Annotated in this window: 18 protein-coding genes, 2 tRNA genes and 2 pseudogenes; 7 read left to right on the forward strand and 15 right to left on the reverse strand. The window is 49.5% G+C overall.

The genetic code is table 11. From position 1 onward, the window contains the following. Positions 1-2: 2 nt before the first annotated feature. Both bamJ (IE181_RS14580) and bamJ (IE181_RS14585) read right to left on the reverse strand, forming a co-directional pair. Positions 3-446, reverse strand: coding sequence for a BamJ family beta-barrel-assembly machinery protein (gene bamJ, locus IE181_RS14580; protein ID WP_268245731.1), 444 nt, complete (start codon positions 444-446; stop codon positions 3-5). Continuing rightward, positions 420-965 (reverse strand): annotated as a pseudogene (bamJ, locus tag IE181_RS14585) (BamJ family beta-barrel-assembly machinery protein); the annotation flags it as partial. The pseudogene bamJ (IE181_RS14585) and the gene bamJ (IE181_RS14580), both read right to left, overlap by 27 nt. A gap of 73 nt (positions 966-1,038) precedes the next feature. Here bamJ (IE181_RS14585) and IE181_RS01455 point away from each other — a divergent pair. Together IE181_RS01455 and IE181_RS01460 are read left to right on the forward strand one after the other, a co-directional pair. Continuing rightward, positions 1,039-1,341 carry a DUF3253 domain-containing protein gene (locus tag IE181_RS01455; RefSeq protein ID WP_191249785.1) on the forward strand — a complete coding sequence of 101 codons (303 nt, stop codon included), beginning with the start codon at positions 1,039-1,041 and terminating at the stop codon, positions 1,339-1,341. Then, positions 1,319-1,672, forward strand: a complete 354-nt coding sequence (locus IE181_RS01460; RefSeq protein ID WP_191249786.1) for an Hpt domain-containing protein — start codon at positions 1,319-1,321, stop codon at positions 1,670-1,672. Before IE181_RS01455 ends, IE181_RS01460 begins: the two co-directional genes overlap by 23 nt. Positions 1,673-1,725: 53 nt before the next feature. Here IE181_RS01460 and yihA read toward each other — a convergent pair whose 3' ends face one another. The 5 genes from yihA to rpmH all read right to left on the reverse strand — a co-directional run bounded on the left by yihA (position 1,726) and on the right by rpmH (position 5,189). Beyond that, on the reverse strand, positions 1,726-2,382 hold the full coding sequence (gene yihA, locus IE181_RS01465) for a ribosome biogenesis GTP-binding protein YihA/YsxC (RefSeq protein WP_191249787.1): 657 nt from the start codon (positions 2,380-2,382) through the stop codon (positions 1,726-1,728). Between the two features lie 2 nt (positions 2,383-2,384). After that, a complete protein-coding gene (gene yidC / locus IE181_RS01470; protein ID WP_191249788.1) occupies positions 2,385-4,142 on the reverse strand; it encodes a membrane protein insertase YidC in 1,758 nt (585 codons plus the stop codon). 74 nt (positions 4,143-4,216) lie between these two features. Then, positions 4,217-4,501: a membrane protein insertion efficiency factor YidD gene (gene yidD / locus IE181_RS01475; protein ID WP_191249789.1), complete on the reverse strand. Its 285-nt coding sequence runs from the start codon at positions 4,499-4,501 to the stop codon at positions 4,217-4,219. After that, on the reverse strand, positions 4,501-4,917 hold the full coding sequence (gene rnpA / locus IE181_RS01480; protein WP_191249790.1) for a ribonuclease P protein component: 417 nt from the start codon (positions 4,915-4,917) through the stop codon (positions 4,501-4,503). The genes yidD and rnpA overlap by 1 nt, the downstream gene beginning before the upstream one ends. A 137-nt stretch (positions 4,918-5,054) precedes the next feature. Further along, a complete protein-coding gene (gene rpmH, locus IE181_RS01485) occupies positions 5,055-5,189 on the reverse strand; it encodes a 50S ribosomal protein L34 (RefSeq protein ID WP_191249791.1) in 135 nt (44 codons plus the stop codon). 323 nt (positions 5,190-5,512) lie between these two features. Here rpmH and IE181_RS01490 point away from each other — a divergent pair, with 323 nt between their 5' ends. Together IE181_RS01490 and IE181_RS01495 are read left to right on the forward strand one after the other, a co-directional pair. After that, positions 5,513-6,910: a sensor histidine kinase gene (locus tag IE181_RS01490; RefSeq protein WP_191249792.1), complete on the forward strand. Its 1,398-nt coding sequence runs from the start codon at positions 5,513-5,515 to the stop codon at positions 6,908-6,910. A gap of 22 nt (positions 6,911-6,932) precedes the next feature. Beyond that, complete coding sequence (locus IE181_RS01495) at positions 6,933-7,847, forward strand: P1 family peptidase (RefSeq protein WP_191249793.1); 915 nt, start codon at positions 6,933-6,935, stop codon at positions 7,845-7,847. A gap of 59 nt (positions 7,848-7,906) precedes the next feature. Here IE181_RS01495 and IE181_RS01500 read toward each other — a convergent pair whose 3' ends face one another. Further along, entirely contained in the window at positions 7,907-8,443 is a 537-nt protein-coding gene (locus tag IE181_RS01500; RefSeq protein WP_191249794.1) for a hypothetical protein, read from the reverse strand. A gap of 168 nt (positions 8,444-8,611) precedes the next feature. Here IE181_RS01500 and IE181_RS01505 point away from each other — a divergent pair. Beyond that, positions 8,612-8,688: transfer RNA gene (locus IE181_RS01505), tRNA-Arg, on the forward strand. Positions 8,689-9,005: 317 nt separating this feature from the next. On the opposite strand, the gene IE181_RS01510 is transcribed toward IE181_RS01505, so the two are convergent. Then, entirely contained in the window at positions 9,006-10,199 is a 1,194-nt protein-coding gene (locus tag IE181_RS01510) for a BaiN/RdsA family NAD(P)/FAD-dependent oxidoreductase (protein ID WP_191249795.1), read from the reverse strand. Between the two features lie 245 nt (positions 10,200-10,444). On the opposite strand from IE181_RS01510, the gene IE181_RS01515 reads away from it, so the two are divergent. Together IE181_RS01515 and IE181_RS01520 are read left to right on the forward strand one after the other, a co-directional pair. Beyond that, positions 10,445-12,673: a methyl-accepting chemotaxis protein gene (locus IE181_RS01515; protein WP_191249796.1), complete on the forward strand. Its 2,229-nt coding sequence runs from the start codon at positions 10,445-10,447 to the stop codon at positions 12,671-12,673. Between the two features lie 277 nt (positions 12,674-12,950). Next, positions 12,951-13,038, forward strand: a tRNA-Ser gene (locus IE181_RS01520). 118 nt (positions 13,039-13,156) lie between these two features. On the opposite strand, the pseudogene IE181_RS01525 reads toward IE181_RS01520, so the two are convergent. The 6 genes and pseudogenes from IE181_RS01525 to IE181_RS01550 all read right to left on the reverse strand — a co-directional run. Beyond that, positions 13,157-13,297, reverse strand: a pseudogene (locus IE181_RS01525) (IS3 family transposase); the annotation flags it as partial. A gap of 269 nt (positions 13,298-13,566) precedes the next feature. After that, on the reverse strand, positions 13,567-16,653 hold the full coding sequence (locus IE181_RS01530) for a type III restriction-modification system endonuclease (RefSeq protein ID WP_191249797.1): 3,087 nt from the start codon (positions 16,651-16,653) through the stop codon (positions 13,567-13,569). 10 nt (positions 16,654-16,663) lie between these two features. Next, complete coding sequence (locus IE181_RS01535; protein ID WP_191249798.1) at positions 16,664-18,658, reverse strand: site-specific DNA-methyltransferase; 1,995 nt, start codon at positions 18,656-18,658, stop codon at positions 16,664-16,666. Positions 18,659-18,670: 12 nt separating this feature from the next. Next, entirely contained in the window at positions 18,671-19,366 is a 696-nt protein-coding gene (locus IE181_RS01540; RefSeq protein WP_191249799.1) for a DUF4391 domain-containing protein, read from the reverse strand. Then, positions 19,366-22,635 (reverse strand): helicase-related protein, encoded by a 3,270-nt coding sequence (locus IE181_RS01545; protein ID WP_191249800.1) that lies wholly within the window; start codon positions 22,633-22,635, stop codon positions 19,366-19,368. The genes IE181_RS01540 and IE181_RS01545 overlap by 1 nt, the downstream gene beginning before the upstream one ends. A gap of 116 nt (positions 22,636-22,751) precedes the next feature. After that, a complete protein-coding gene (locus IE181_RS01550) occupies positions 22,752-23,237 on the reverse strand; it encodes a hypothetical protein (protein WP_191249801.1) in 486 nt (161 codons plus the stop codon). Positions 23,238-23,246: the final 9 nt, after the last annotated feature.

Consider the following 23,246-nt stretch of genomic DNA (forward strand, 5'->3'; position numbering starts at 1 on the left):
CCCTAGTCGTTCACCTTGATCAGCTCAACATCAAAAATCAACGTTGCGTAAGGTGGGATATTTTGACCAGAACCACGCGCACCGTAACCCAGCTCAAAAGGAATGGTGAATTCAAACTTATCACCTTCTTTCATCAACTGAACACCTTCAGTCCAGCCAGGGATAACCTGATTCAAACCAAATGTCGCTGGCTCACCACGGCGGTAGCTGCTGTCAAACTCTGTGCCGTCGATTAACCGACCAGCATAGTGAACAGTCACGGAAGACGATGGACCCGCTGGTGATGCGCCTTCACCTGATTCAAGAACCTTATACTGCAGACCGCTTTCAGTCGTGGTTACGCCCTCTTTTTTGCCGTTCATCTCAAGATATGCCAGACCGGGTGCCTGCATCTCTGCGATCAGATCTTTTGTCGTTTGAACTTTCAGCAGTTCAACCGTGAACAACAATGTGGAGTTTGGCGGAATAACATCGCCCGCACCATTTTCGCCGTATGCGATCTCGGCCGGGATAACCAGCTCCCACTTCGCACCCTCTTTCATCAGTGCCAGAGCCTCAACCCAGCCCGGGATCAAACGGCCCGCAGGGAAAGTTGCCGGTTCGCCGCGCTTATAGCTGCTGTCAAATTCAGTGCCATCAATCAGCTTGCCTGCATAATGGACGGTCACATAGTCACCGTGGTTCGGGCTTGCACCTGTGCCTTCGGTAACAACCGTATACTGCAGGCCGGATTCGGTCACTGTAACGCCGTCTTTGGTTTTATTTTCTTCAAGGTACGCCTGATTTGCGGCGGTATAGTCTTCTGACATTGTATCACTTTCACTTTCTGGTGTGACTGGGGTCGACACGTCTGTGCCGTCTTGAGGCTTTTCATCCTCTTTCGTTTCACTGTTGCCGCAGGCAGTGGCCAAAAGGCTTAGACTGATAACGGCTGCGAGTGATTTATTTGAAAATCTTCTTTGCATTTTCCTCTCCGGTTTTGCATTCTGGCGGACCCTAGCTTGGGATCGCGCCAGTTAAAAGCAAAAAGGCCAGAAAATGCCCATTTCCGATGAAGAAATTGTTGAAACAACCTTGAAACTTGTCGGACCTGACCGGTCAGTCGCACCGCGGGATATTGCACAAAAGCTGATCCCAGCCGAAGAAGACGGGAAAGATTGGCGGTCTTTGTTACCGCGCATTAAAAAACTGGCTACCGTTCTGGCAGGTGATGGACAGCTGCAAATTCTGCGTAAAGGCAAACCTGTCTCTCCGGCGGGTCTGAAAGGGGTGTACCGGATTGCCGGACCCGACTATCAGAAAGTCAAAGATACAGCGAATGACCAGGCAAGCGATGCTTGATCTTAGGCAATCTGCAACAGTTCAGCAACTGATCAGCGATGTTGGAGAGGATGCATTTCTGATGCTGTCAGAAGCCCTGATTGCAGAAATCCAAAATGCACAACAAAGCTTACCACGCTATCTGGCTGACAAAGACTGGCATATGCTGGAAGTTGACGCTCACGCCATGAAAAGTGCGGCAAGGAGTTTCGGTGCAGAGGCACTGGCGGATGCCTGCCTTGATCTGGAGAAATACGGACAGTCCAGTGGTACAGATGGGGACGCGAAAGCGATCCTTAATACCTTTGATACCGCAGCAGTGGAAACGCTGAACGCCATAAAGAAACTTTAATGACAGAGATATTATCAGTATCAGGACGCGTCAACCACAAAGACGCCAATACATCAGCCCATCGACGCAAGCAAACCAATCTCAGCCTTCACCTCAGCCAATCCAAACCCCTTTTCACTACTTGTCGCCAAAAGAGTTGGGTGGCAGGCAATGAACTTCTTCATATCCGCCAGAGTTTTGTCGAACATTTTCTGCCGGTCCGCGACCTTCAGCTTATCCAATTTGGTCAGGACAATCTGGTAGTTCACCGCAGCTTCATCCAGCATCTTCATGATTTCACGGTCATTGTCTTTCAGGCCGTGACGGCTGTCGATCAACAACATAACCCGGCGCAGGCTTGGCCGCCCCTGTAGATAGGTTTTGACCAGCCGTGTCCAGCGTTCAACCTTCTTCCGTTCGATTTTGGCATAGCCGTACCCCGGCAAGTCAACCAGATAGAACGGCAGGTTCATACCGCTTCCGAAATCAAAATAATTCAATTCCTGTGTGCGGCCGGGGGTGTTTGATGTGCGCGCCAGGGTTTTACGCCCCGTAAGCGCATTCACCAGGCTGGATTTCCCCACATTGGAGCGCCCGGCAAAGGCAACTTCGGGCCGATCAGCAGGCGGCAGCGTATCAAGCGAGACTGCCCCCATGACAAAGTCAACGGGGCCGGCGAAAAGCCGCCGGCCAATATCCAGTTGTTCATCGCTGTAAGGCGCGTCAGTCACGATTATTCACCTGACCGCGCTTCTTCACGCCGCATGATGTACCACTGCTGCGCAATCGACAGAACGGAGTTCCATGTCCAGTAGAGAACAAGACCCGCGCTGAACCCTGCCATAATAACGGTGAAGATAATCGGCAGCATGGCCATAACCTTCTGCTGTGTTGGATCCATACTTGCTGACTGCGGGCTAAGTTTCTGTGTCGCCCACATGGAAATACCCATCATGATCGGCAAAATACCGATGGCGATAAAGCTTGGCGGATCCCACGGAATCAGACCAAACAGGTTCACTGGTGTCAATGGATCCGGCGCAGAAAGGTCCTTGATCCACAGAACGAACGGCTGATGCCGCATTTCAATGGTTACATAGAGAACCTTATAAAGCGCGAAGAACACAGGAATCTGCAGGAGCATTGGCAAACAGCCCGCAAGCGGATTGATTTTTTCCTTCTTGTAAAGGGCCATCATTTCCTGCTGCAGTTTCTGTTTGTCGTCCTTGTAACGTTCCTGCAGAGCCTTCATTTTCGGCTGCGCTTTTTTCATGTGGCTCATGGACACATAGGATTTGTTCGCCAGCGGGAACAAAATCAGCTTCACCACCACTGTCAGCAACAGGATTGCAACACCGAAGTTGCCGGTCAGTTCAAATAAATAATGCAGACCCTTGAAGATCGGACGCGTCAGGAAATAGAACCATCCCCAGTCGATTGTGCGGTCAAACAGCGGAATATCCAGCGCAGTCTCATATTTATCAATCGCGCTGACAATTTTGGCACCGGCATAAAAATGGTTGGTGGTTTCATGAGTTTCACCTGCACCGATCTGCTGCCAGTTTTGAACATAGTTTGCACCGTGATAGACGCCAAACTGATTGGTCTTGCGCGTCAAGGCAGCCTTATAAAGCGGAGTGTTCTGATCAGGGATCAGGGTCGTCATCCAGAATTTATCTGTAATCCCCATCCAGCCACCTGTGGTAGCTGTCTCAAAGTTGCCGTCATCTTCCAGATCTTCGTAGGTGCGCTCTTCAAGCGTATCATTGAACGCGCCGATCGGGCCTTCGTGCAGGATAAACATGCCTTCTGTACGCGGGAGACCCCGACGATTAATCAAGGCATAGGGTGCGATTGATACCACATCCCCAGACGTATTGATCACACTTTGGTCAACAGTGAACAGAAACTGATCATCCACGCTGACTTTCATCATGAAGACAAGACCTTCAGCGTTTTTCCAGCTGAGGGTAACCGGATTTGTCGGTGTCAGAACATCACCGTCAGCAGACCATACCGTGTTTTCACCTGGCACATAGTCGTTGCCGCGAACATCCGCCGACCAACCAAACCGCACGAAATATGCATCTTCGGCACGCGCTGGCTTCAACAGCTGTATATTCGCAGAATCAGGTGCCGTTGTTACTTTGTGATTGCGCAGGGACAAATCATCAAACCGCGCACCAGCCAGTGAAAGACTGCCGACAAGTTCCGGTGTTTCAATACGAACGGACCCTGCATCAACAAAGGCAGGAGCCGACGTTTCTACGGCCGTGTTCTGTGACGCCGGGGCAAGGTCATCTGATGGCGCCATGCTGCCAGGAGCACTTTGATCAGGATTCGCAGCGGCATTTTGTGCCTGCTGTTCCTGTTTCAAGGCTTCGAGACGCTGCGCCTCTTTCATTTGCGGTTGCAGGATCAACTGATCATAGCCAATCATGACCAGGAGCGAGAGCCCCAACGCAATAAACAGATTCTTATTTTCGCCCATGTGATTACACACCTAAAAATTTGACAGTAAAAAGTCCAGCAGCCCTTCAGAGCATTTCTGTCTGAAAGAAAAGCCTACCGGTTTGTTTCCTTCGTTTTTCTAATCTCATCCTTTGTAGGAACAGGGTCATACCCATATCCCCCCCAAGGGTGACATCGCAGCACGCGTGTTATAGCCATCCAACCCCCCTTAAGTCCACCATGAACACGCACAGCTTCGATTCCGTACGCAGAACAGGTCGGTTGATACCGACATCTGGGGCCAAGATAGGGAGAAATACCAAAACGATATAGTTTAAACAGCCCGATTAACAGCTTTGCCAGTATTGATGGTGGGTTTTGCTGTTGCGAATCGGTCATTATTTCTTATGTCGGTTGTTGCGGACTGTTGGCTTTAGATCAGCACTGGAAGACAGTTTTGCAAGAGCCCAGCGCATATCAGCGACCAGTTTTTCAAAATTATAGTCAAATGCCGCCTGTCTGCCGATCAGCACATAATCCCATCCTTGGGCCGCCGTTTCTGGAAATGACCGGCGCGCGGCTTCTTTCAGCCTGCGCCTTACTTTGCTGCGAACAACAGCATTACCGACTTTTTTGGACGCGGTGAACCCGACGCGGGGCGGTTTGTCGCCTCCGCCAGCTTTACCGGTTTCACTGGCTTTCGCAGGTTTTGTCTGCAGGATAAAGGCAGGCGTCACCCATTTCCGACCGGTTTTGGCGACGGCCAGATAGTCGGGGCGCTCCTTGATGCGGGCCAGTTTTGGCAACGCAGCCATGCTTGTATCCTTTTACCCTATGTCCTGTGCGGGACTTTTGTCTGTATATCAGACAAAACAAAAGCCGACCGGATATCTCTCGGTCGGCTTATTGCTATCGGTGTACATTGTGTCCAGTCAAACTGAAACAACTATCCTTAAGCGGACAGATTCTTACGACCTCTCGCACGGCGAGCAGCAAGAATCTTACGACCTCCTACAGTCGCTTTGCGAGCACGGAAACCGTGGCGACGCTTGCGGACAATGTTACTTGGTTGAAATGTGCGTTTCACTTTTCATACTCCAGCTTGCTGCCATGCTTCGCGTTTAAAGCCTGGCGCCTAATTTCGAGCGCGCTGTATAGCCCCCAATTGTTACTAAGTCAACTGTGGAAATACCCGCTTTATCCTTCTTTTCTGGTACTCAGCATAACAAGGAAGCCCGGCAAATGCTATTTTTTCTGGAATTGGCATTAAATCTGGCTAGACTATACCTTGTTATGTCCTGAAAAGACAAAAGTACAGGTGGGGTAGCTGTCGCTGATTTTCAAGACTTGATTTACACGGTAAAAACCCGCAAACAAGGGTGTATCGACGCAAGGAATGTCCCACCAATCATGCCTGAACGCTACAGACCAATAACATCCAGTCTACGGTCACGCCTGCTGATTCTTACCATATTTTTCGTAATGATGGTTGAAGTCGTTGTGTATGTGCCGCTTATCGCAACCTTCAGGCAGACATATCTGGAGGAAAACCTGGTAGCAGCGCAGATTGCTGGCTTATCGCTGGAAGAGGCCCCCGGCAACAATGTCAGCCCTGAACTGGAACAGGAGCTTCTGGAAACTGCTGGTGTTATCTCTGTGGTGATGCGGCGGGAAGACCGCTCACTGATGCTTGGTTTTGATCGGATGCCGGACGGTGTAAACGCCGTTTATGATCTGCAGCAACCTGCCCTTGGCATGCTGATTGCCGATGCCTTTGCAACCCTGAATGCGAAAGGGGAGCGAATCATACGGGTTGTTGGTTCACCTGCTCTTTCGGGTACACGGTACGTCGAAATTACCCTGGATGAAATGGACCTTTACCAATCGCTAAAGGCATATTCCAACAATATCCTGATCATATCGCTAGTGGTGTCGATCTTTACCGGGGTGTTGGTGTATTTGTCACTGCATTGGCTTCTGGTTCGCCCGATGCGCCGGGTGAAAGAAAGTATTGTCACCTTTCGCCGTAACCCGGAAGGCAAAAACAAGGCCCGGATTGACTGCAAACGCCGCGACGAAATTGGCGTGGTTGAGCGGGAGCTTGCCCGAATGCAGCAAGAACTGCGTTCAAACCTGCAACAGAAAACAAAACTGGCAGAGCTGGGCGAAGCCGTATCAAAGATCAATCATGATCTGCGCAATATTTTGGCAACGGCCCAACTGGCAACCGGCGCACTCGAACGCGTCGAACACCCCGGCGTGCAAAAAGCATCAACCCGTCTGGTTAATGCAGTTAGCCGGGCAATATCCCTGTGTGAACGCACCCTAAGACACGGTAGTGTAGAAGATCCGGAGCCAGAAAAAGAGGATATACCGCTCTTTGGTCTGGTGATGGATGTGATCGATTCGCTGGGCATCCCGGACGAGAAACATTTTACCTTTCAGGCCAACATTGACGAAGACCTTCAAATCTATGCCGATCCACAGCAACTGCACCGCGTTTTGCTGAATCTGATTCGCAATGCTCGCGATGTACAGGGCGAAGACGGCAACATTGCCGTCTCTGCAATGGCCGATGATACAGGTACGGTACATATGGAAATTGCCGACAAAGGGCCCGGCATACCGGACAGCGTACGCCCCAATCTGTTTAAACCCTTCATGACCAGCAACCGTGCCGGCGGTACCGGCCTTGGCCTTGCAATCGCACGCGACATTGTACTGGCGCATGGTGGCCAAATTGGTCTGAAGTCATCAGATGAAACCGGCACTGTCTTCGCCATCTGTATTCCTGGCCGGGACATGTAAATACACCGCGCAAGGGGGATATATGCACATTACCGCGAAACCAGGTCCATCGGACAGTTTTACTGATATCAGGGGTATCAGGGTTGGGCAGGCAGCGTGCCGTACAGCTAAAACAGGGGTTACTGTTATTTTACCGGATGCACCGGTTGCCATGGGTGTAGATGTACGGGGTGGCGGCCCCGGCACCCGCGATACCGACGCGCTTAACCCCGAATGTCTGGTTGAAAAAGTCCACGGCCTTGTGCTTTCCGGTGGATCTGTCTTTGGCCTTGCTGCCGCGGACGGTGCTACAAGCTTTTTGTCTGAAAAAGGAATTGGTCTGCCCCTTGGGCCGCACGCAGTCCCCGTTGTGCCGTCCGCTATTCTGTTTGATCTGATGAATGGGGGCGATAAAGCATGGGGCGATACACCGCCCTACCGGCAGCTCGGTATCGATGCAGCCAAGGCAGCGACACATGATCCAGTCGCCTCCGGTTCTGTTGGTGCCGGATACGGTGCCCTGTGCGGCGGAGAAGCGGGCGGTCTGGGCACCGCAAGCCTGCAAACTGACGACGGTATCTGCGTCGCTGCACTGGTTGCCGTTAACAGTTTTGGACCGCGAACTGACATCGCAGGTGGAGAGGCCGTGGAACACGGGCATGTCTCCCTGCCCAAACTGGGGTTCATAGGCGCAAACACCACGATTGCCGCGATTGCGACCAACCTTGATCTGGATAAAGCGGCCTGCAAACGGCTGGCAATTATGGGGCATGACGGGCTCGCGCGCGCTATTCGCCCACTGCACACCCCCTTTGACGGTGACACCGTCTTTGCCCTGTCGTCAGGCGCTAAAAAGCTTGATGGGGATAAGGCAAAAACCCTGGCCGTCGTCGGTACTTTGGCCGCAGACTGTCTTGCAATCGCAGTGAAACGAGCCGTTGAAAATGCAGATAGATAATACCAAACTCTGCCGTGCCCGGTAAAGCCGCCGCTCTATGCCGTAGATAATAGAAGACCTTACTGTTCTCTGCCCGGTTCCTCTGATGTCAGGCGCTTGCGTTCTGCCACGATGAAGGCTTCCAGTGCGGCCTGCAGGTCTGTTGCCTCCTGCCGGGTGGCAGCATGCATATCACCTTCTTGTGCTGTAAGTGTATCTAACCGTGACACGGCACTGCTTAACCGCGTTAGCATCAGTTGGCTTGTTTGCCACAGATCACCCAGGCTTTCACTCACCGCAGGGTCAACATCATCCGGTGCAGTTTTTCGATCAGCAAAGGCGGTTAAGGCTGTTTCATAAGCTGCGCGCGCTGTCTCAATGTCGGTACGAAGTGTCACTAGCCGCCGCGCGGCTTCCTCGGGGCTAAGTTTTTCCTCCCCCTCCCCTGTATCCATCACGGGATACTCTGCAGCGGAAGAATCAGCAGTTTCCTGTACACGCTCCCTGTCTGCTGGATCAGGCAGCGGATCCGTCAGTTTGGGCCAGTCCTTGCCCGCGCTGCCACACGCAGTCACCAGCAAACAGGAAATTAATATAAAGGTATATTTACCAAGCATTTAAGAAGAAAACCCGATCATGATTAGAGGTTCATATGACCATACGCCTACGGCCGAATAATGGCAAATAAAAGAAAATATGAAATAAGACTTGCAAACCGCATTTGATGTGATTAGGTTCCGCCCACGTCGAGCCGCTTCAGGCGGTTTTGACCCTGTATATGATGCGCGCCGGTAGCTCAGCTGGATAGAGCACCAGACTACGAATCTGGGGGCCGGGGGTTCGAATCCTCCCCGGCGCGCCACTTACGGTCAGAAATACGTACCGGACCCATCTTCCCTTTTTTTACATCAAATACTGCTTCGGCAAGCGCTTGATCACATCATCAAGTGGACGAGAATACCCTTTACTTACTAGCTTAGATAATGATCTGAAATATGTGGCACTTATACTGTGGGCGGGGCTTTCCCATGGCAGCTAAAAACTTCTACTTTTGAAGCCTCTTAAGTATGGGCTTCATATCTGAGACTGGCGCTTGACCGTCCCAAAGTTTTTGCAGGTGATGGGGCAGGCTACGATTGACCCGCAGCATTTTCCTGTTTCGCCCAAAATATCCAATTTCTAAAGCGCTTGTGCAGCGGCCCAGGCGCTGGACCATGCCCACTGGAAATTATAGCCGCCAAGCCACCCGGTCACATCCACACATTCCCCGATAAAATAGAGCCCAGGCTGTTCTTTGGCTTCCATCGTCTTGGAACTTAAGTCCGCTGTGCTAACGCCGCCGCGGGTTACTTCGGCTTTCGCAAAACCTTCTGTGCCGACCGGATAGACTGTCCAGCCTTTCAGCTCACTGACCAGGCGATCAATCAAAACATTGGACATCTGCCCCAATGAAACATCCGCCGCTTCTGGCACATACAGCTGCAGAAAGGCACTGACAAACCGGTCAGGAAGATATTCCTGCAAACATTTCACCAACTGTAGCTGCGGATTTTTCGCCCGCACGGAGCGCAACCATGCAGCGCAGTCTGGAACACCCGGCAAAACGTCAATGACAAGTGGTTCGCCTGTGTGCCAGTAGGAAGAAATTTGCAAAATTGCCGGACCAGACAGTCCCCGGTGGGTAAACAGCAGATTTTCCCGAAACCCAACTGTGCCGCACCGGACCTCGCTATCCAGGGAAACTCCCGCCAACGCCTTCATAAACACCAGATCCGTGTTAGAGAAGGTTAGAGGTACCAGCGCAGGTACCGGATCAACAACACCAAGACCAAACTGGCGGGCAAGATCATAGGCAAAGCCTGTTGCCCCCATTTTGGGAATAGAAGGGCCCCCTGTTGCGACGACCAGCTTTGGTGCAAAGAAATCCCCTTTTGTGGTGGCAAGCTGATAACTTCCCCCACCATATTCGACACCCGTAACACTGCAATCTGTCAATAAAGTCACCCCAGCCGCAGAACATTCATCAAGCAGCGCCTGCAAAATAGCTTTTGATCCCTGGTCCGAGAACAATTGGCCCAGCTTTTTTTCATGCCATGTAATGCCGTGCTGACTGATCAGGGAAATAAAGTCCCAGTGCGTATGCCTGCTAAGAGCAGACTTTGCAAAATGGGGATTTTGGCTAATGTACCGCGTAGGTAGTGCTTCTTCATTTGTGAAGTTACAGCGCCCACCGCCTGAAATCAGTATCTTTGCCCCTGCTTTTTTACCGTGTTCCATCACCAGCACACGAAGCCCGCGCTGCGCAGCCGTCAGGGCACAATATAATCCCGCCGCACCACCACCAAGGACCACAGCATCATAAGACACAGGCATCTGTTTTTCCGGATCAAACAAAGTTAACAACCTTCATACGGACACAAAGACAATTGTATTCAACATTTCAATACCGACACCATACTGCACACCATAAAAGCTACATGCATAAATTTTATCCTCTTTTAAATAGTATTTGTGTGTTTCTTTGAATTGGCTTTATGTTTCGTTAACAGTGTTATGCAATTACTAGTGGGAATCAATCTAGGGTATTAAGTTACGGGGTATATTTCAGGGATTAAGTGATGTCGATTATAGATTCAATTCTACATAACAAAGTATTTAGTATACGAAACCTTTTACTTGCGATTACCGCCTTATTATTGACGGCGGTGATTGTGCAAACCGGTCTTCGTATGGCGACTGCCTTTGACAATAAAGGCAAAGCAGAGCTTGCCATGCAGATCAACTCGTATTCTGATGAACTGAGTACACTGCAGGACGCTCTTGCTATCCAGCGCACAATCGTTGCAACAGCCTACGGCATGGACGGGGTGCCAGACAGCTCGCTAATTCAGCAGGCAACAATCCAGCAAAATGCAATCGAAGGGGCTCATCAGAATGCCACAGCAGACTTTGATGCACTCCCTGACTTTCCCCGAAAGAATGCCGAGAAGAAAGCCTATTTAGACGCCTATAAGGCTTACAAAGATGTCAGCAGTCAGATTTCCGCAGATATGGCGACGTCAAAGGCAGGCCGCACAGGCAAAAGCAGCGATGCAATTCGTGCCTTTAATGCCCTGATTGATGCCGCCGCCGATATTAAGGCAACACTGCAGACGGACTTTGCACCGGAAAACCCTGCCGTTGGTGCCGTCACGCGGCTTAAGTCACAGCTTTGGGTGATGCGGGAATATGCTGCGCGCGAATCTGCCACTATTGGTGAAAAAGTGGCGAGCCGGCAGCCATTTGGCCCCTTTGACATGATTACGCTGAACACATACGGCGGTAATGTGGAGGGCGCGTTCCGCGAAGCAAGGGTAATTGCAAAGTCTTCCTTAACGACAGAAGAAATCACCAAACTGGTTGGCGAAATCCAATCTTCGTTTCTTGAAGAATTCAGCTACACCAAGGATGACATTTACGGCGCCTCTGATGATGCGGTTGCTGACGAAGCTGACGAAGCTGATTACCCTGTCACCGCAGATGAGTGGGTCGAACAGTCCCGTGCAGCTGCGGCGCCAATCCTGCAGATGAGCGAACTGGCAAGCACTCTTGCCCGGTCTCTGAACAATGATGCCGTATCTTCTGCCAATTTCAATGTGACGATTTCCCTTATTATTCTCGTTAGTATGATCGCACTTGGCGCCATTGCGGGCTGGGTCGTTCTTGTACGGGTTGTCAAACCAATCAATGCTATTTCCGATACCATGATGGTTCTGGCAGATGGGAATCTGGAAATTGACGTACCGGGTGTTGACCGGGTTGATGAAGTAGGTGACATGGCTCGCTCTGTCGGCATCTTTAAAGAGAATGCGATCGAGCGTCAGAAGCTCGAGGAAGATCAGCGTCGTCAGGCAGAGGAAGAGCAGATCCGAAAAGAGCGCGAGAAAGAAGAGCAGGATGCCGCTGACAGCGAACGCCGCAAGCAGCGCTACGAAGCGGAAGAAGCTGCCCGTCAGGAACGCCGCCAGGCCATGCTTGATCTGGCTGACAAGTTCGAAGCTTCTGTCAAAGGTGTTGTGGAAGGTGTGTCCCAGTCGGCCCGCGAGATGGAAACATCTGCACAGACCATGGCAACAACCGCTGCAGAGACAACGCAGCAGACAGAAGTGGTTGCCAATGCATCCCAGCAGGCAAGCTCGAACGCGCAGATGGTGGCAAGTGCAGCCGAAGAACTGTCTGCGTCTGTCCGCGAAATCACCACACAGACAAACCAGTCAAGCGCCGCAGCACGCGATGCGGTGCACAGAACCGAAAGCGCAAGCCAGGATATCGCAAATCTCGAATCTGCCGCGCGCAAAATTGGGGATGTGGTTGATCTGATTAATGATATTGCCGAGCAGACAAACCTCCTTGCACTGAATGCCACGATCGAGGCTGCCCGTGCCGGAGACGCTGGTAAAGGCTTTGCTGTTGTGGCATCCGAGGTGAAATCACTTGCAAACCAGACCGCGCAGGCAACGCAGGAAATCTCCAGCCAGGTTGGCGGCATGCAGCAGGCAACAAGCACAGCAGTGGGTGCGATGAATGAAATTAAAAACATCATCAGCAACATTGAAACCACTGCCGTGTCGATTGCATCGGCGGTAGAAGAGCAGGATGCCTCGACACAGGAAATCGCCCGGAATGTGGCGGAAGTGTCTTCCGGTACTGAGGAAGTTACCTCAATCATCCACGATGTTAGTGCTGGTGCTACCTCAACTGGTGCTGCCGCGTCGCAGGTGCTTGGTGCTGCCCAGTTGATGACGCAGCAATCAGACGAACTGCGCACACAGGTTGACAGCTTCCTCGCAACTATTCGGGAAGAATAAACGGATAAGGGCGCATATTCACAAAGGATTGCCCCCCGCTACTACCAACGAAAAACAAAACGGAGGCAGCTTGCCTCCGTTTTTTTATGGGTACTCACCACAGGAATTGATCAGTGATTGCTGGCCCTTACCCCCTGCCGGTCAGGATGTGCCGGGAAGGCCGGCCGATAAAAAGAGGAAATTCTGATCTTTTGCAGGAAATTATGTTGCGCTCCCGCTTAAACTGGCTATATTGCCCCCGCTGCCCCTCCACGGGGTATAGACCGATTTATGGACCGGAGCGGTGGCCGAGCGGTTTAAGGCGCACGCCTGGAAAGCGTGTTGACAGCAATGTCTCGAGGGTTCGAATCCCTTCCGCTCCTCCATAGACCTATTGAAATCAATAGGTTACAGCGGATTTTCATTTTTACCCCCAAACCTACCCCCAAATACAAACCTGCAAAGTGACGTGTCTTTCTAATCAACCTCTTTAAGCCAAAATATAGCGATGCTATCATCCCCGCGCAGTTCCCCAAGGACAATACGGATCTTCTCTTCAGCGCTATAACGCTTCCGGGTTGCTCGAAGGATGTATTTAACCACCCGATTTGCTGAAGCTTTTGAGGTCTTTTGTTTTGCTTTCATCTTCATTCCTTACGTCACTACGATGAAACCAAAACACTCACATGTTTACAACATCAATTCTGTGTCGTAGGCCCTAACGGGTGACAGAGAGATGGTAGCGAGGACTCCTTTGTCCTTTTCATTAAATTGTTTTGTAAGTTTTTCGAACCCAGCATCAGTTATCTACTGTTGTAATGTAGCTCTTTCTTGTGATGCGCCATCCTCTTCAGAGAGCCTCTTTAACTGTTTCTGATACCAATTAATTCTCGCCTGGATTGGATCCTTAGTCATTACCGAACCCCTACAATATCCATCAGCTTACCGTAGTCGGTGACAACATCGTATTTCACGTTGTCATGGGCGATGCGTTTGTTGATCTCATCAAAATATTTTCGGGCACATTTGATCTTGCTTTTCTCTACTTCCCGGAGCTGCATGGACGACATCGATCCCTTTGTTTCAGCCACAAAATAGACGTGCTTCACACTGCCTTCCCTGAAGGAAATGGCCCAGTCTGGGTTATAATCGCCAACAGGTGTCGGGATCAGGAAGCCGTTGGGCAGTTTAGCATAAACAACAACCTCGTCGCTGGTGTCCAGCTCTGCTACAAACTTGCGTTCCTGCTGTGAATCGGTGATGGCATAGTCATAGACATGACGTTTCAGTTGTTCGCCCGCCTTGCTGAAGTCCTGCTTTGACTGGCTGGCCATGAAGATATCAACATCGTAGCTGTCAGCTGTTTCATCATATTGAAGCTGCTCGATCACCATTGAGGCTTTCTGCTCGTTAATCAGACGCGAGGCTTCAGCAATGAAGTGTTCCGGGTTCTGTTTGAACTGCCCAAAGACAGCTGGCGGAATGCCAGTCAGGATTTCAGCAATGGTTTGGCGCTTCAGATGGACCTGTTCAGACAGCTTGCCAAGAAGGTCATATTTCACCAACGAATGAACAGAAGCGCCTTGTTCTGTTTTGGTGTTGGTAACCTTGAAGCTATCACCCGTGCGTAGTTGCTCGTCGGTAATAGAGCCTTTCTGCTCACCCGTGTGAATGGTATATTGCAGCGGCGTTACCCTCAGCTCGCTTTCCAACGCACTGATGCACTTGCCAACCAGTTCAGCAGAGTCAAATTCCACACGGTAGACCGCCTTGCGATTAATGCGGTTCCATAGCTCCTGGAATTCCTTCTTCTCAAAATTGCTATTGAGCGGATTGGTCTTTGGCTTGCGGCCATCGTCAATCTTCGGCAGAGCGGCCTCACTATAGACGCTGTCAATCAGGTCAATAATTTCCGCTGCATAAGGCGCGAGGTCATCAGGCAGAGCTTCTAGGGTGCCATTCGCTTTGGCATCAATATAGGTGCCGCTGATCTGATCTTCATCATCGATATAATCGTTCTTGAGCAGATAGCGGTATATTTGGCGGGCGAGGCGTTCGTCAATTTTGACCTTGCCAGCCTCGGTATCCATAAACTTGCCAAGGAAGAAATGCTCGTCTGCCTTTTTAGGTCTTGAGGCAACGGCATCGCTGATTTCGCTTTGCAGATTCTTCACAAAGTCCTGATAGCTTTCACTGGCAACAACCGTCAGCTCGTTAATTTCATGAACGGTTGCTGGGTGATCCATGCGGTCACCGTTGCGGTCCACAGATATGCGCAGGCCACGGCCTACTTCCTGACGACGGGAAATGGTGTTGTCGCTGTGTTTGAGCATACACATGACGAAGACGTTCGGATTGTCCCAGCCTTCACGCAGAGCAGAGTGGGAGAAGATAAAGCGGGTAGGCTCCGCAAAGGAAAGTAGCCGCTCCTTATCCTTCAGGATCAGGTCATAGGCATCAACGTCATCGGAATCCACTGACCGCGCCCCGGTTTTGGGGTTGGTCATACGGTTGGTTTTCTTGTCGATTGCAAAATAACCATTGTGGGTCTTGTCAGTGTCTATGCCAGCAAGGTGCTTTCGGTAGTCTTCATTATCGATTGCCAACTCAGACAGATATTCATCCCGCAGGGCCTCATATTCCTGCTCAAAGACACGGGCATATTCGCCTTTGTCTTCTGGCTGGTCATAGTCCCGGTATTTGGCAACTTCATCAATGAAGAAGAGCGACAAGACCTTGATGCCCTGGGCGAAGAGCTGCTTTTCCTTTTCAAGGTGGGCCTTGATGGTTTCACGGATTTGTATGCGGCGAATATGGTCTTCATTCACATCACCTGTTGCTTCACCGGCAGTAAGGGTGACGCCATTGGTAAACTCAACCGCATCCTTGTTGTAATCGATCTGGGAAATGGTGAAGCCACGGTACTGATCCAGCCCATTCGATTCATCATAAAGGTTGGTGTCTACCGTGAACGACCTGACTTGACGCTTAATCTCGCCGCTCGCCAGCTTTACTTCCATTTCCAGCCGCGCCTTTGGCGCTTGCTTGGATATTTCAATGGATTCCAGATAGAGATAAGCATTTGTGCCTGCCAGGCCGCGCATCTGAATACCGCGCACTGCAATCTTTTTTACCAGCTTCTGGTTATAGGCGTCCAGCGCATCGAGGCGGTGAATGCGGTTATGCACCACCTTGTGGGTGGCGGAATAGCGCAGGATGAATAGCGGATTAAATTCTGGCAGCGCTTTTTGTGTCGCATTACCCTGCATTTTCTGCGGTTCATCCAAAATCAGGATAGGGCGGTTGCTCTTGATAACATCAATGGGGCGTCGGCTTTGGAAATCGTCCAGCTCATCATAAATCCGGCGGTTATCGGCACCACTGGCATTAAAGGCCTGAATGTTAATGACCATGACATTGATGCCTGCGTCACTGGAAAAGCTTTCCAACTCATGAAGGCGCTTGGAATTATAGATAAAAAAACGCGCTTTTTTGCCGTAGCCTTCCGTGAAATGCTCTGCCGTCATTTGAAGGGATTTATAGACCCCCTCACGGATAGCAATACTTGGCACCATGATGATGAACTTTGACCAGCCATAACGTTTGTTCATCTCAAAAATGGTTTTGATATAGCAATAGGTTTTACCCGTCCCGGTTTCCATCTCTACATCAAGGTTGATATCACACCCCGCAATATATCCCTTGGGCATGGCCTTGTTTTTTTCTGCGTCCCAGTAGGACTGCAAACCATCAGAAAGCGGGATATTCTGGCGGCGCTGCACATCCCGGATGTTATCCAGCAGCTTCGCATTAGTCAGTTGCAGGTCGGTATTTTTGAAACCTTCATATTCAGAATCTGGGCGATAATATTCACCCTTTTTGACTACGCCTCTATCAATGATATAATTGATATTATCGTTGAAAAGCTGGCCCGCAAAACAGTCCACAACACTTTCAACCGCATTTGTCTGGTAAGGCTGAACCTTGAATTTAATCTTCATGGCTTGCCCCTTAAATGGATTTCACTTCGGTTGACGGGGAAAGCTGACGAAAGACCTGATCCACGTTGATCTTCACCGAGTCAGAGACAAAACCGTTATCTTTAAAGACAACACGGAGTGGCGCATGCCCCGCGATTTCCTTCACCAGTTCTTCTGTAACTCCTGTGTCAAAACAGGCCACCAGTGCATTCTGGTCAACAAAGTAGACGTCTTTACCTCGGATAGATTTCTTTTCAATCGGCAGGGTCAGGTCAACACCCCAATCGAGCAAGACCTGGAATAGCAAATCCTCAGGATTGTCGCGCCCTTCCTTGATATTGCTGACAGTTGCCAGAAGGTCACCCTGCTTGATCTCATCAGGACGGTAGTAGACGTCCGCCATATTAGACGTATCGATTTTCAGCACGCGGAAGCCAACGTCTTTGTTCCAGTCCTTATGATGACCGCTACCTCGTACCTTTTCTCCAGCTCGTCTGATACGCTCTTTTGATATCTCAGAAATATAAGGTTTAGTGCCCGAAGATTCGCAGAATGCCAGAGCCTCTTTGGCGTCTTTGGTAGTTGGCTCTATTTTCTCAGGGTACTGAATGCTTATGAACCTACGGGAGCTTCCTTGTTCGGCATTTAGTTCCATGACAGCCTGTGAAAGGGTCGAGGATCCTGCAAATAGATCAACACATACCGCGTCATCGTGTGTACAGAATGACGCCAGTTTTTTAAGTAATTGAACAGGTTTAGGATTTGAAAACACTTTTTTCGCTTCAGGAAAAAGCGTCTTCAGGTCATAAGGACCTGTACGACCGTCCAGTTCAAATACACTAGACAATTTATCTTTGTATTCGTGAGCATAGACTTTCAACTCGATGATTTTGTTTTCGTCGGAGCCAAAGAGAATTTTTCCAGAAGCAAGTAGCTTATCCATAGTCTCCTTGGGAAAGCGATATCCCATTAATGGCTCTTTACATGGCATCCCTGTGTCTGGATGCAGCACGTCATAGCGATAACCTTCTGATCCTGGGTTATGTACACTCTGACTACCGGTATAGACACCTCCATGATCAATATATTTATACCTATCTAAAGGGCCCAACTGGCTTTTGTTTTCCCTAAACCATTTTGTATATTCTGCTTGAAGCTCATCTTGTGAAGGAAATTGTTGTGACAGTGTATTCCCGACCTCGATTAGGGCGTCTTTTATAGCCGAAACAGATGATTTCCATACATTCTCAAGTTGGAGTTTGCTTTTCGCGTAGATGTGAATGCTTTCATGCTCAATAGCAACATTTGTTGGATTATTGTCGGTAACGTTTTTCCAGATCAGTGTTCCAACAAAGTTATTCTCGCCAAAAACCTCATTGCAGAGCTGAATAACGTTGGATGTTTCTGAATCATCTATTGCAATCAATACAACACCTTCATCGGACAGGATGTTTCGTGCAATTCGTAATCGTGGATACAACATGTTCAGCCAGTCAGAATGAAATCGTCCATTGGACTCAGTGTTAGCAACTAGCTGCTCACCTGCCTCGCTTATCTGATTTGTTTGTTCAAAATATTCGTAGGAATTACCGGTAAAATCATCTCGATAAACAAGGTTTTCACCCTTTTTCCTATTATATGGTGGATCTAGATAAGCCATCTTAATGCTTGCCAAGAAAGTCTCTTGGAGTAGTTTCAGGGCTTCAAGGTTATCGCCTTCGATAAAGAGGTTTTTCGTGGTGTCAAAATCCACGCTCTCTTCACGGCAAGGCCGCAGGGTTTTTGCAATTGGGGCGTTAGCTGTCAACAGGGCTTCGCGCTTGCCAGGCCAGTTCAGGTGATAACGCTCTTGGGGACCTTCAACGATATGGTCAGATAGCTCTTGCCTCAGCTGGTCAAAATCCACAGCCAGCTTGATCTTGCCGTCTTCATCTCTCGCTTCTGTCACCACTGACGGGAACAAATCCTTGATCTTCAGAATATTGTCATCCGTCAGGTTGGGCGTGTGCATTTTCATTTTTTCCATTATCATTGACCCTTAAATTGCCTGTTCAGCCCTGGAAATATTATCTAATTTTTCCAATTCTTTTAGTTTTTGTTTCGCATCCCGCAAAGTGGCATTGATAGCAACTTTCTTTTTAAATTGCTTCTCTTTCTTCAATTTGGCCTCAATATTTTCCACTTCCCTGCGCTGTGCCTTTATCTCTTCCAGCCTGTCAATGCGGGCCTGCATGGGGGCTTCCGGGGCCACCTCGTCAGGGAACAGGGGCGCCAACAATTTTTCATAAAGTGCCTTCAGGTCAAGCGTAGGTGGCAGGCTTGAGCGTTCAACAGGCGTCTTGTGCCAGGCCGACTCCAAATGGTCACTGATCACCCATTTGGATTTGTCGGCTTCATTCTGCCGCTTGTAGGTGGCTACCATCTTGCGCCTGTCGCCGTGAACGAGTTCAAAAATCAATGGAAAGGGAATGGCCTTGTCAATTGCAGTCAGGATGTCCTTGTGCAGCGCATTCGATTTTAACCTGATTTCAAAGACCTGAATTTCCGGGACAGACCTGGTGGCGTTGATGTTGATAGTCTCAGGGGCCAGTTTATAGGCCCAGGTGATTTTGTCGACCTGCTCAATAAAGAGATCCTTCAGCCGGATTGAGGCCTTGGCATGCTCATAAATCTTGGATTTCGGCACCATGCGGCCATATTTGGCGCTGTCTGGATAGTTGAAAAATGGGGACATTATGCATCCCCCTGAATAACGATGAAGGCAATCAGCTCAAAATCATCAAGGCCTGCAATGGTATTGATCAGGGCAGTGGTTTTGCCTCCGCTGAACAGGCTGTCAATGTCCCTTTCGTCCTTGACCTCAATCATTGACTGGATGGACTGGGTTAGCAGGTCGGAATATTCCTGCATATCGCGCCCATCATCGGTGTGGTCATTGAATATTTTGCAGATATCCTTGATGGGCTCTGATTTGCCCTTGCAGCTGGTGCGGATCAGATCAAGCAGGCGTTTGACCTCTGTATGGTCAGCGATAATCTGACCATCCTTGTTGATATAGACCAGGTAATAGGGGTGCAGCCTGTTTTGCTGGTTGACGTTCACCTCATGATTAATGTTGCGCAAGGCGAATATCGCGCCCTCTTGCAGGCCTTTATCCTCATTCACGGGCACCACGGCATGCATACCCTTGGGCATGTCGCTCAGGTCGCCATTCTCTTTGACATAATTCAGCAGGTCCATGCGGAAGTCATTCAGGCCAAGGTCTGTGATTGATACGCCTGTCTTGACATCCTCAAGCTCAATCACTTCATCCTGAAGGCGGCGGAGCTGGTCTTTCCTGTAGGCAATCTCACTGCTTTTGGCGGTCAGGACGTTATCGTCACCTGTTGCGGTTACATCAGCGATGACCATCCGGTTTTCAACCCGTTCCTTCAGGTTGATATAATCGTCCAGTGTAATGTCAGGCCAATAGTTGACCAGCTGGATTTTATCGTTGGGCGAGCCAATACGGTCAACGCGGCCAAAGCGCTGAATGATGCGAACGGGGTTCCAGTGAATATCGTAATTGATCAGATAGTCACAGTCCTGAAGGTTTTGGCCTTCTGAAATACAGTCGGTACCAATCAGGATATCCAGCTCGTTGGTGTCATTCGGAAAGAGGATATGCTTTTCCTTGGACTTTGGAGAGAAGAGCGTCAGCAGTGATGTAAAATCATAGAACTTGCCAAGGTTTGAAGTATAGCGGTTGCCAGTCAATATCGCTGAGTTGAGCCTGTGCTGTGAAAGCATGGCTGGGGCGAGGTTTTTATAAAGATACTCCGCCGTATCCGCGAATGCCGTGAAAATGATGACCTTCTTATTGCCCGTATTTATGGGATTGTTGATCTTGTCATTGATCTGGGCATGCAGGTGTTGAAGTTTGGCGTCATCCTCTGGCGCAATCTTCCGCATATTTTGAAGCAGGTCATCAATAAGCGTCATGTCTGCTTTCAGGTCATGCTCCCATGACTTCACATCCATATCCGCCAGGCTGATCTGTATCTTCTTGCCCACAGTAAATTCACCAAGGCCAGAAAGGTCATCATCATCAGCCTCAAGCCCACCCAGGCCAGCGGTGTAATCATCGATATCAATGGCGCTGCCGCTTGCATTAAACCCTTCAATCGCCCTGAGAGTATTGCTGTGGTTTTCTTTCAGGGCGTTGAGCGTCAATCTGAAGGCCTCAACCGAGCTTTCGAGGCGCTTGAGCAGGTTGGTCGTCATCAGGGCTTGAAGGCTGCGCTCCCGGTCGGCCTGGCGCAGCTTGCCCTTGCCGCCTTCAACTTCGGTGTCATAGAGGTCTTCATATTTGGCAAGACGACTTGGCAGGATATAGCTGATAGGGGCATAGACGCAGAGCTTCAAAAGTGACAATTGGCCCACAATGTCATTCAGGCCCATCACATCTGTCCGTGTGGTCAGGGGGCAACGGTGCGATTTTGGCTTCAGACGTTCAGGGAATTTCCCAATGTCCTTGGTGTCATAGAAAGTTTCAATATGCTTGCGGGAGCGGGCAATTGTCACACTGTCCAGAAGCTCGAAGAAGTCAAAGTCCAGCGCCTTCAGAATGGTTTCAGCCGTGCGGCGCTCTGGCGGAAGGTTTGACCATTCATTGAAAGCGGCCTGAGCGCGCTTGAAGATATTTTCAATGCTGGTGGAGGTCTTCAGTTTCTGACTGAGGTCGTCAGAGTGGCCTTCATAGGCCAGCGCCAGCTGGTTTCTGAGATCGGTAAACCTGTTATTCACAGGGGTAGCCGAGAGCATCAGAACCTTTGTTTTAACGCCAGCCTTGATCACCTGGTTCATCAGCTTCTGATACCGGGTTTCCTTGTCCTTGTAGACGTCATTGTTTCTGAAGTTGTGGCTTTCGTCGATGACGACCAGATCATAATTGCCCCAGTTGATAAGCGCCAGATTGGTGCCGAAGGAGTCACCGCTGTCGCGGGACAGGTCCGTATGACAGAGAACATCATAATTAAAGCGGTCGCCTGCAAAGATGTTGTTCTTCTGGTTGCGATTATAAGTCAGCCAGTTGTCGGCCAGCTTTTTGGGGCATAGAAGCAACACAGATTTGTTGCGCAACTCATAATATTTCATCACGGCAAGGGCAGTGAATGTCTTGCCCAGCCCCACGCTGTCAGCCAGGATGCAGCCATTATAGGTTTCGAGCTTGTTAATCAGGCCTGTGGCTGCGTCGCGCTGATAATTAAACAGCTTTTTCCAGATCAGGCTATCCTGGTAGCCTGTCAGGTCATTCGGCAGGACGTCCTCGTTAATATCGTCCAGAAATTCGTTAAAAATATTGTAGAGGATTTGAAAGTATATCCGCTCCGGCGAATTTTCCTGATAGACGCTTTCAATATGCTCGCAGATGATCTCTGTGACATCTTCCAGCTTTTCGGTGTCATGCCAAATCTGGTCGAAGGTCTGAAGGTAGGTTGCTGCCTGCGTGGGTTCTTCAATTTTATGGACATAATTGAATACCGCGTTGCCCTGTTCATACCCCAGGTCCACGGCTGTAAAGCCATTCAGTGGCATAAAGGCCGAATTTCTGTCCTTGCCTTCGATACATGCAAACTGTGGCATGGAGGCCTTACTGTTGTTGGACTTGAAGGTGGCCTTGCGCCTGATCCATGCTGCGCACTCACGGGCAATCGCACGCTGGGTCAGCTTGTTTCTGAGCTTAATCTCAAACTCAGACCCATAAAGGCTGCTTTCGCGGCCAACTTTCGGGATAAAAAATTCACGCTTTTCCTTGCGCATTTTATCTGCGGCCTGATTAGGCGTAAATGTAGGGGCGGTAAATATAAACTCCAGGCCGTCGATTATCTGGAGTTCATTTTTCAGGGCTTCAAAGGCATAAATAGAAAAGCAGGAGGCTGCAACCCTCAGTTTCCCAGCATTCTTGAGAGACTGTTTCAGCTCGTCCCCCAGCTTATTATTGATGTTATCAATTATAGCCACATTTCAACTCCCCCAACCAACCGCAAATAGTTCAGATAGCACTTAAAATTACAAATTGTGATAGTTTTACTATGTATCAATGATATCTGATTGATTTATAGTGGTTATTTGTAAGTTTAATAATATTTCTGATAGTATTTTTCTTCTAGGTATTCTAGGTCCTCCTCCCATTGGTGGACTGCTGTGTCCATATTTTGAAACTTTTTTCCAGAAGAAGCCAATACTCGGATTACGCGGTGCAACTTACGATATCTTTCCTTAGTGTCAGGTTCTCCCCATTCAGCTAAGTACGCAGGTGAACCAATAGAGGGCAATGACCGTGTCATCACATAATCCAGTAATTGGTGTCTTATTTTGTGAGTAACCCCATCATTTCCCACTTTATACCCAACTGCTTTTAAGACCCCTTCCTCGGGTGTATCTGCTTTGTATAGCCCTTTGTCAAATCGCTCAAGGCGCCGTTGCCACTCACTTTCAATTGCATCAATCACAGCATTAGCTTGTTCAACCATTTTAGATTTCTCAATCAGATGATTAGCATTCAAAAATAATTGCCGAAGATCATTATCATTCATTTTAGGGATTTTCTTCAACACTGACATATTGCATCG

Origin of the sequence: Kordiimonas sediminis, from assembly GCF_014656395.1 — a bacterium.
GTDB lineage: Bacteria > Pseudomonadota > Alphaproteobacteria > Sphingomonadales > Kordiimonadaceae > Kordiimonas_A > Kordiimonas_A sediminis.

Excerpts from the sequence above, each read along its gene's own strand:
- IE181_RS01455 (WP_191249785.1), top strand. The coding sequence starts at position 1,039 with ATGCCCATTTCCGATGAAGAAATTGTTGAAACAACCTTGAAACTTGTC.
- IE181_RS01460 (WP_191249786.1), top strand. The coding sequence starts at position 1,319 with ATGACCAGGCAAGCGATGCTTGATCTTAGGCAATCTGCAACAGTTCAG.
- yidC (WP_191249788.1), bottom strand. The coding sequence starts at position 4,142 with ATGGGCGAAAATAAGAATCTGTTTATTGCGTTGGGGCTCTCGCTCCTG.
- yidD (WP_191249789.1), bottom strand. The coding sequence starts at position 4,501 with ATGACCGATTCGCAACAGCAAAACCCACCATCAATACTGGCAAAGCTG.
- rnpA (WP_191249790.1), bottom strand. The coding sequence starts at position 4,917 with ATGGCTGCGTTGCCAAAACTGGCCCGCATCAAGGAGCGCCCCGACTAT.
- IE181_RS01490 (WP_191249792.1), top strand. The coding sequence starts at position 5,513 with ATGCCTGAACGCTACAGACCAATAACATCCAGTCTACGGTCACGCCTG.
- IE181_RS01495 (WP_191249793.1), top strand. The coding sequence starts at position 6,933 with ATGCACATTACCGCGAAACCAGGTCCATCGGACAGTTTTACTGATATC.
- IE181_RS01500 (WP_191249794.1), bottom strand. The coding sequence starts at position 8,443 with ATGCTTGGTAAATATACCTTTATATTAATTTCCTGTTTGCTGGTGACT.
- IE181_RS01510 (WP_191249795.1), bottom strand. The coding sequence starts at position 10,199 with ATGCCTGTGTCTTATGATGCTGTGGTCCTTGGTGGTGGTGCGGCGGGA.
- IE181_RS01515 (WP_191249796.1), top strand. The coding sequence starts at position 10,445 with ATGTCGATTATAGATTCAATTCTACATAACAAAGTATTTAGTATACGA.
- IE181_RS01530 (WP_191249797.1), bottom strand. The coding sequence starts at position 16,653 with ATGAAGATTAAATTCAAGGTTCAGCCTTACCAGACAAATGCGGTTGAA.
- IE181_RS01535 (WP_191249798.1), bottom strand. The coding sequence starts at position 18,658 with ATGGAAAAAATGAAAATGCACACGCCCAACCTGACGGATGACAATATT.
- IE181_RS01540 (WP_191249799.1), bottom strand. The coding sequence starts at position 19,366 with ATGTCCCCATTTTTCAACTATCCAGACAGCGCCAAATATGGCCGCATG.
- IE181_RS01550 (WP_191249801.1), bottom strand. The coding sequence starts at position 23,237 with ATGTCAGTGTTGAAGAAAATCCCTAAAATGAATGATAATGATCTTCGG.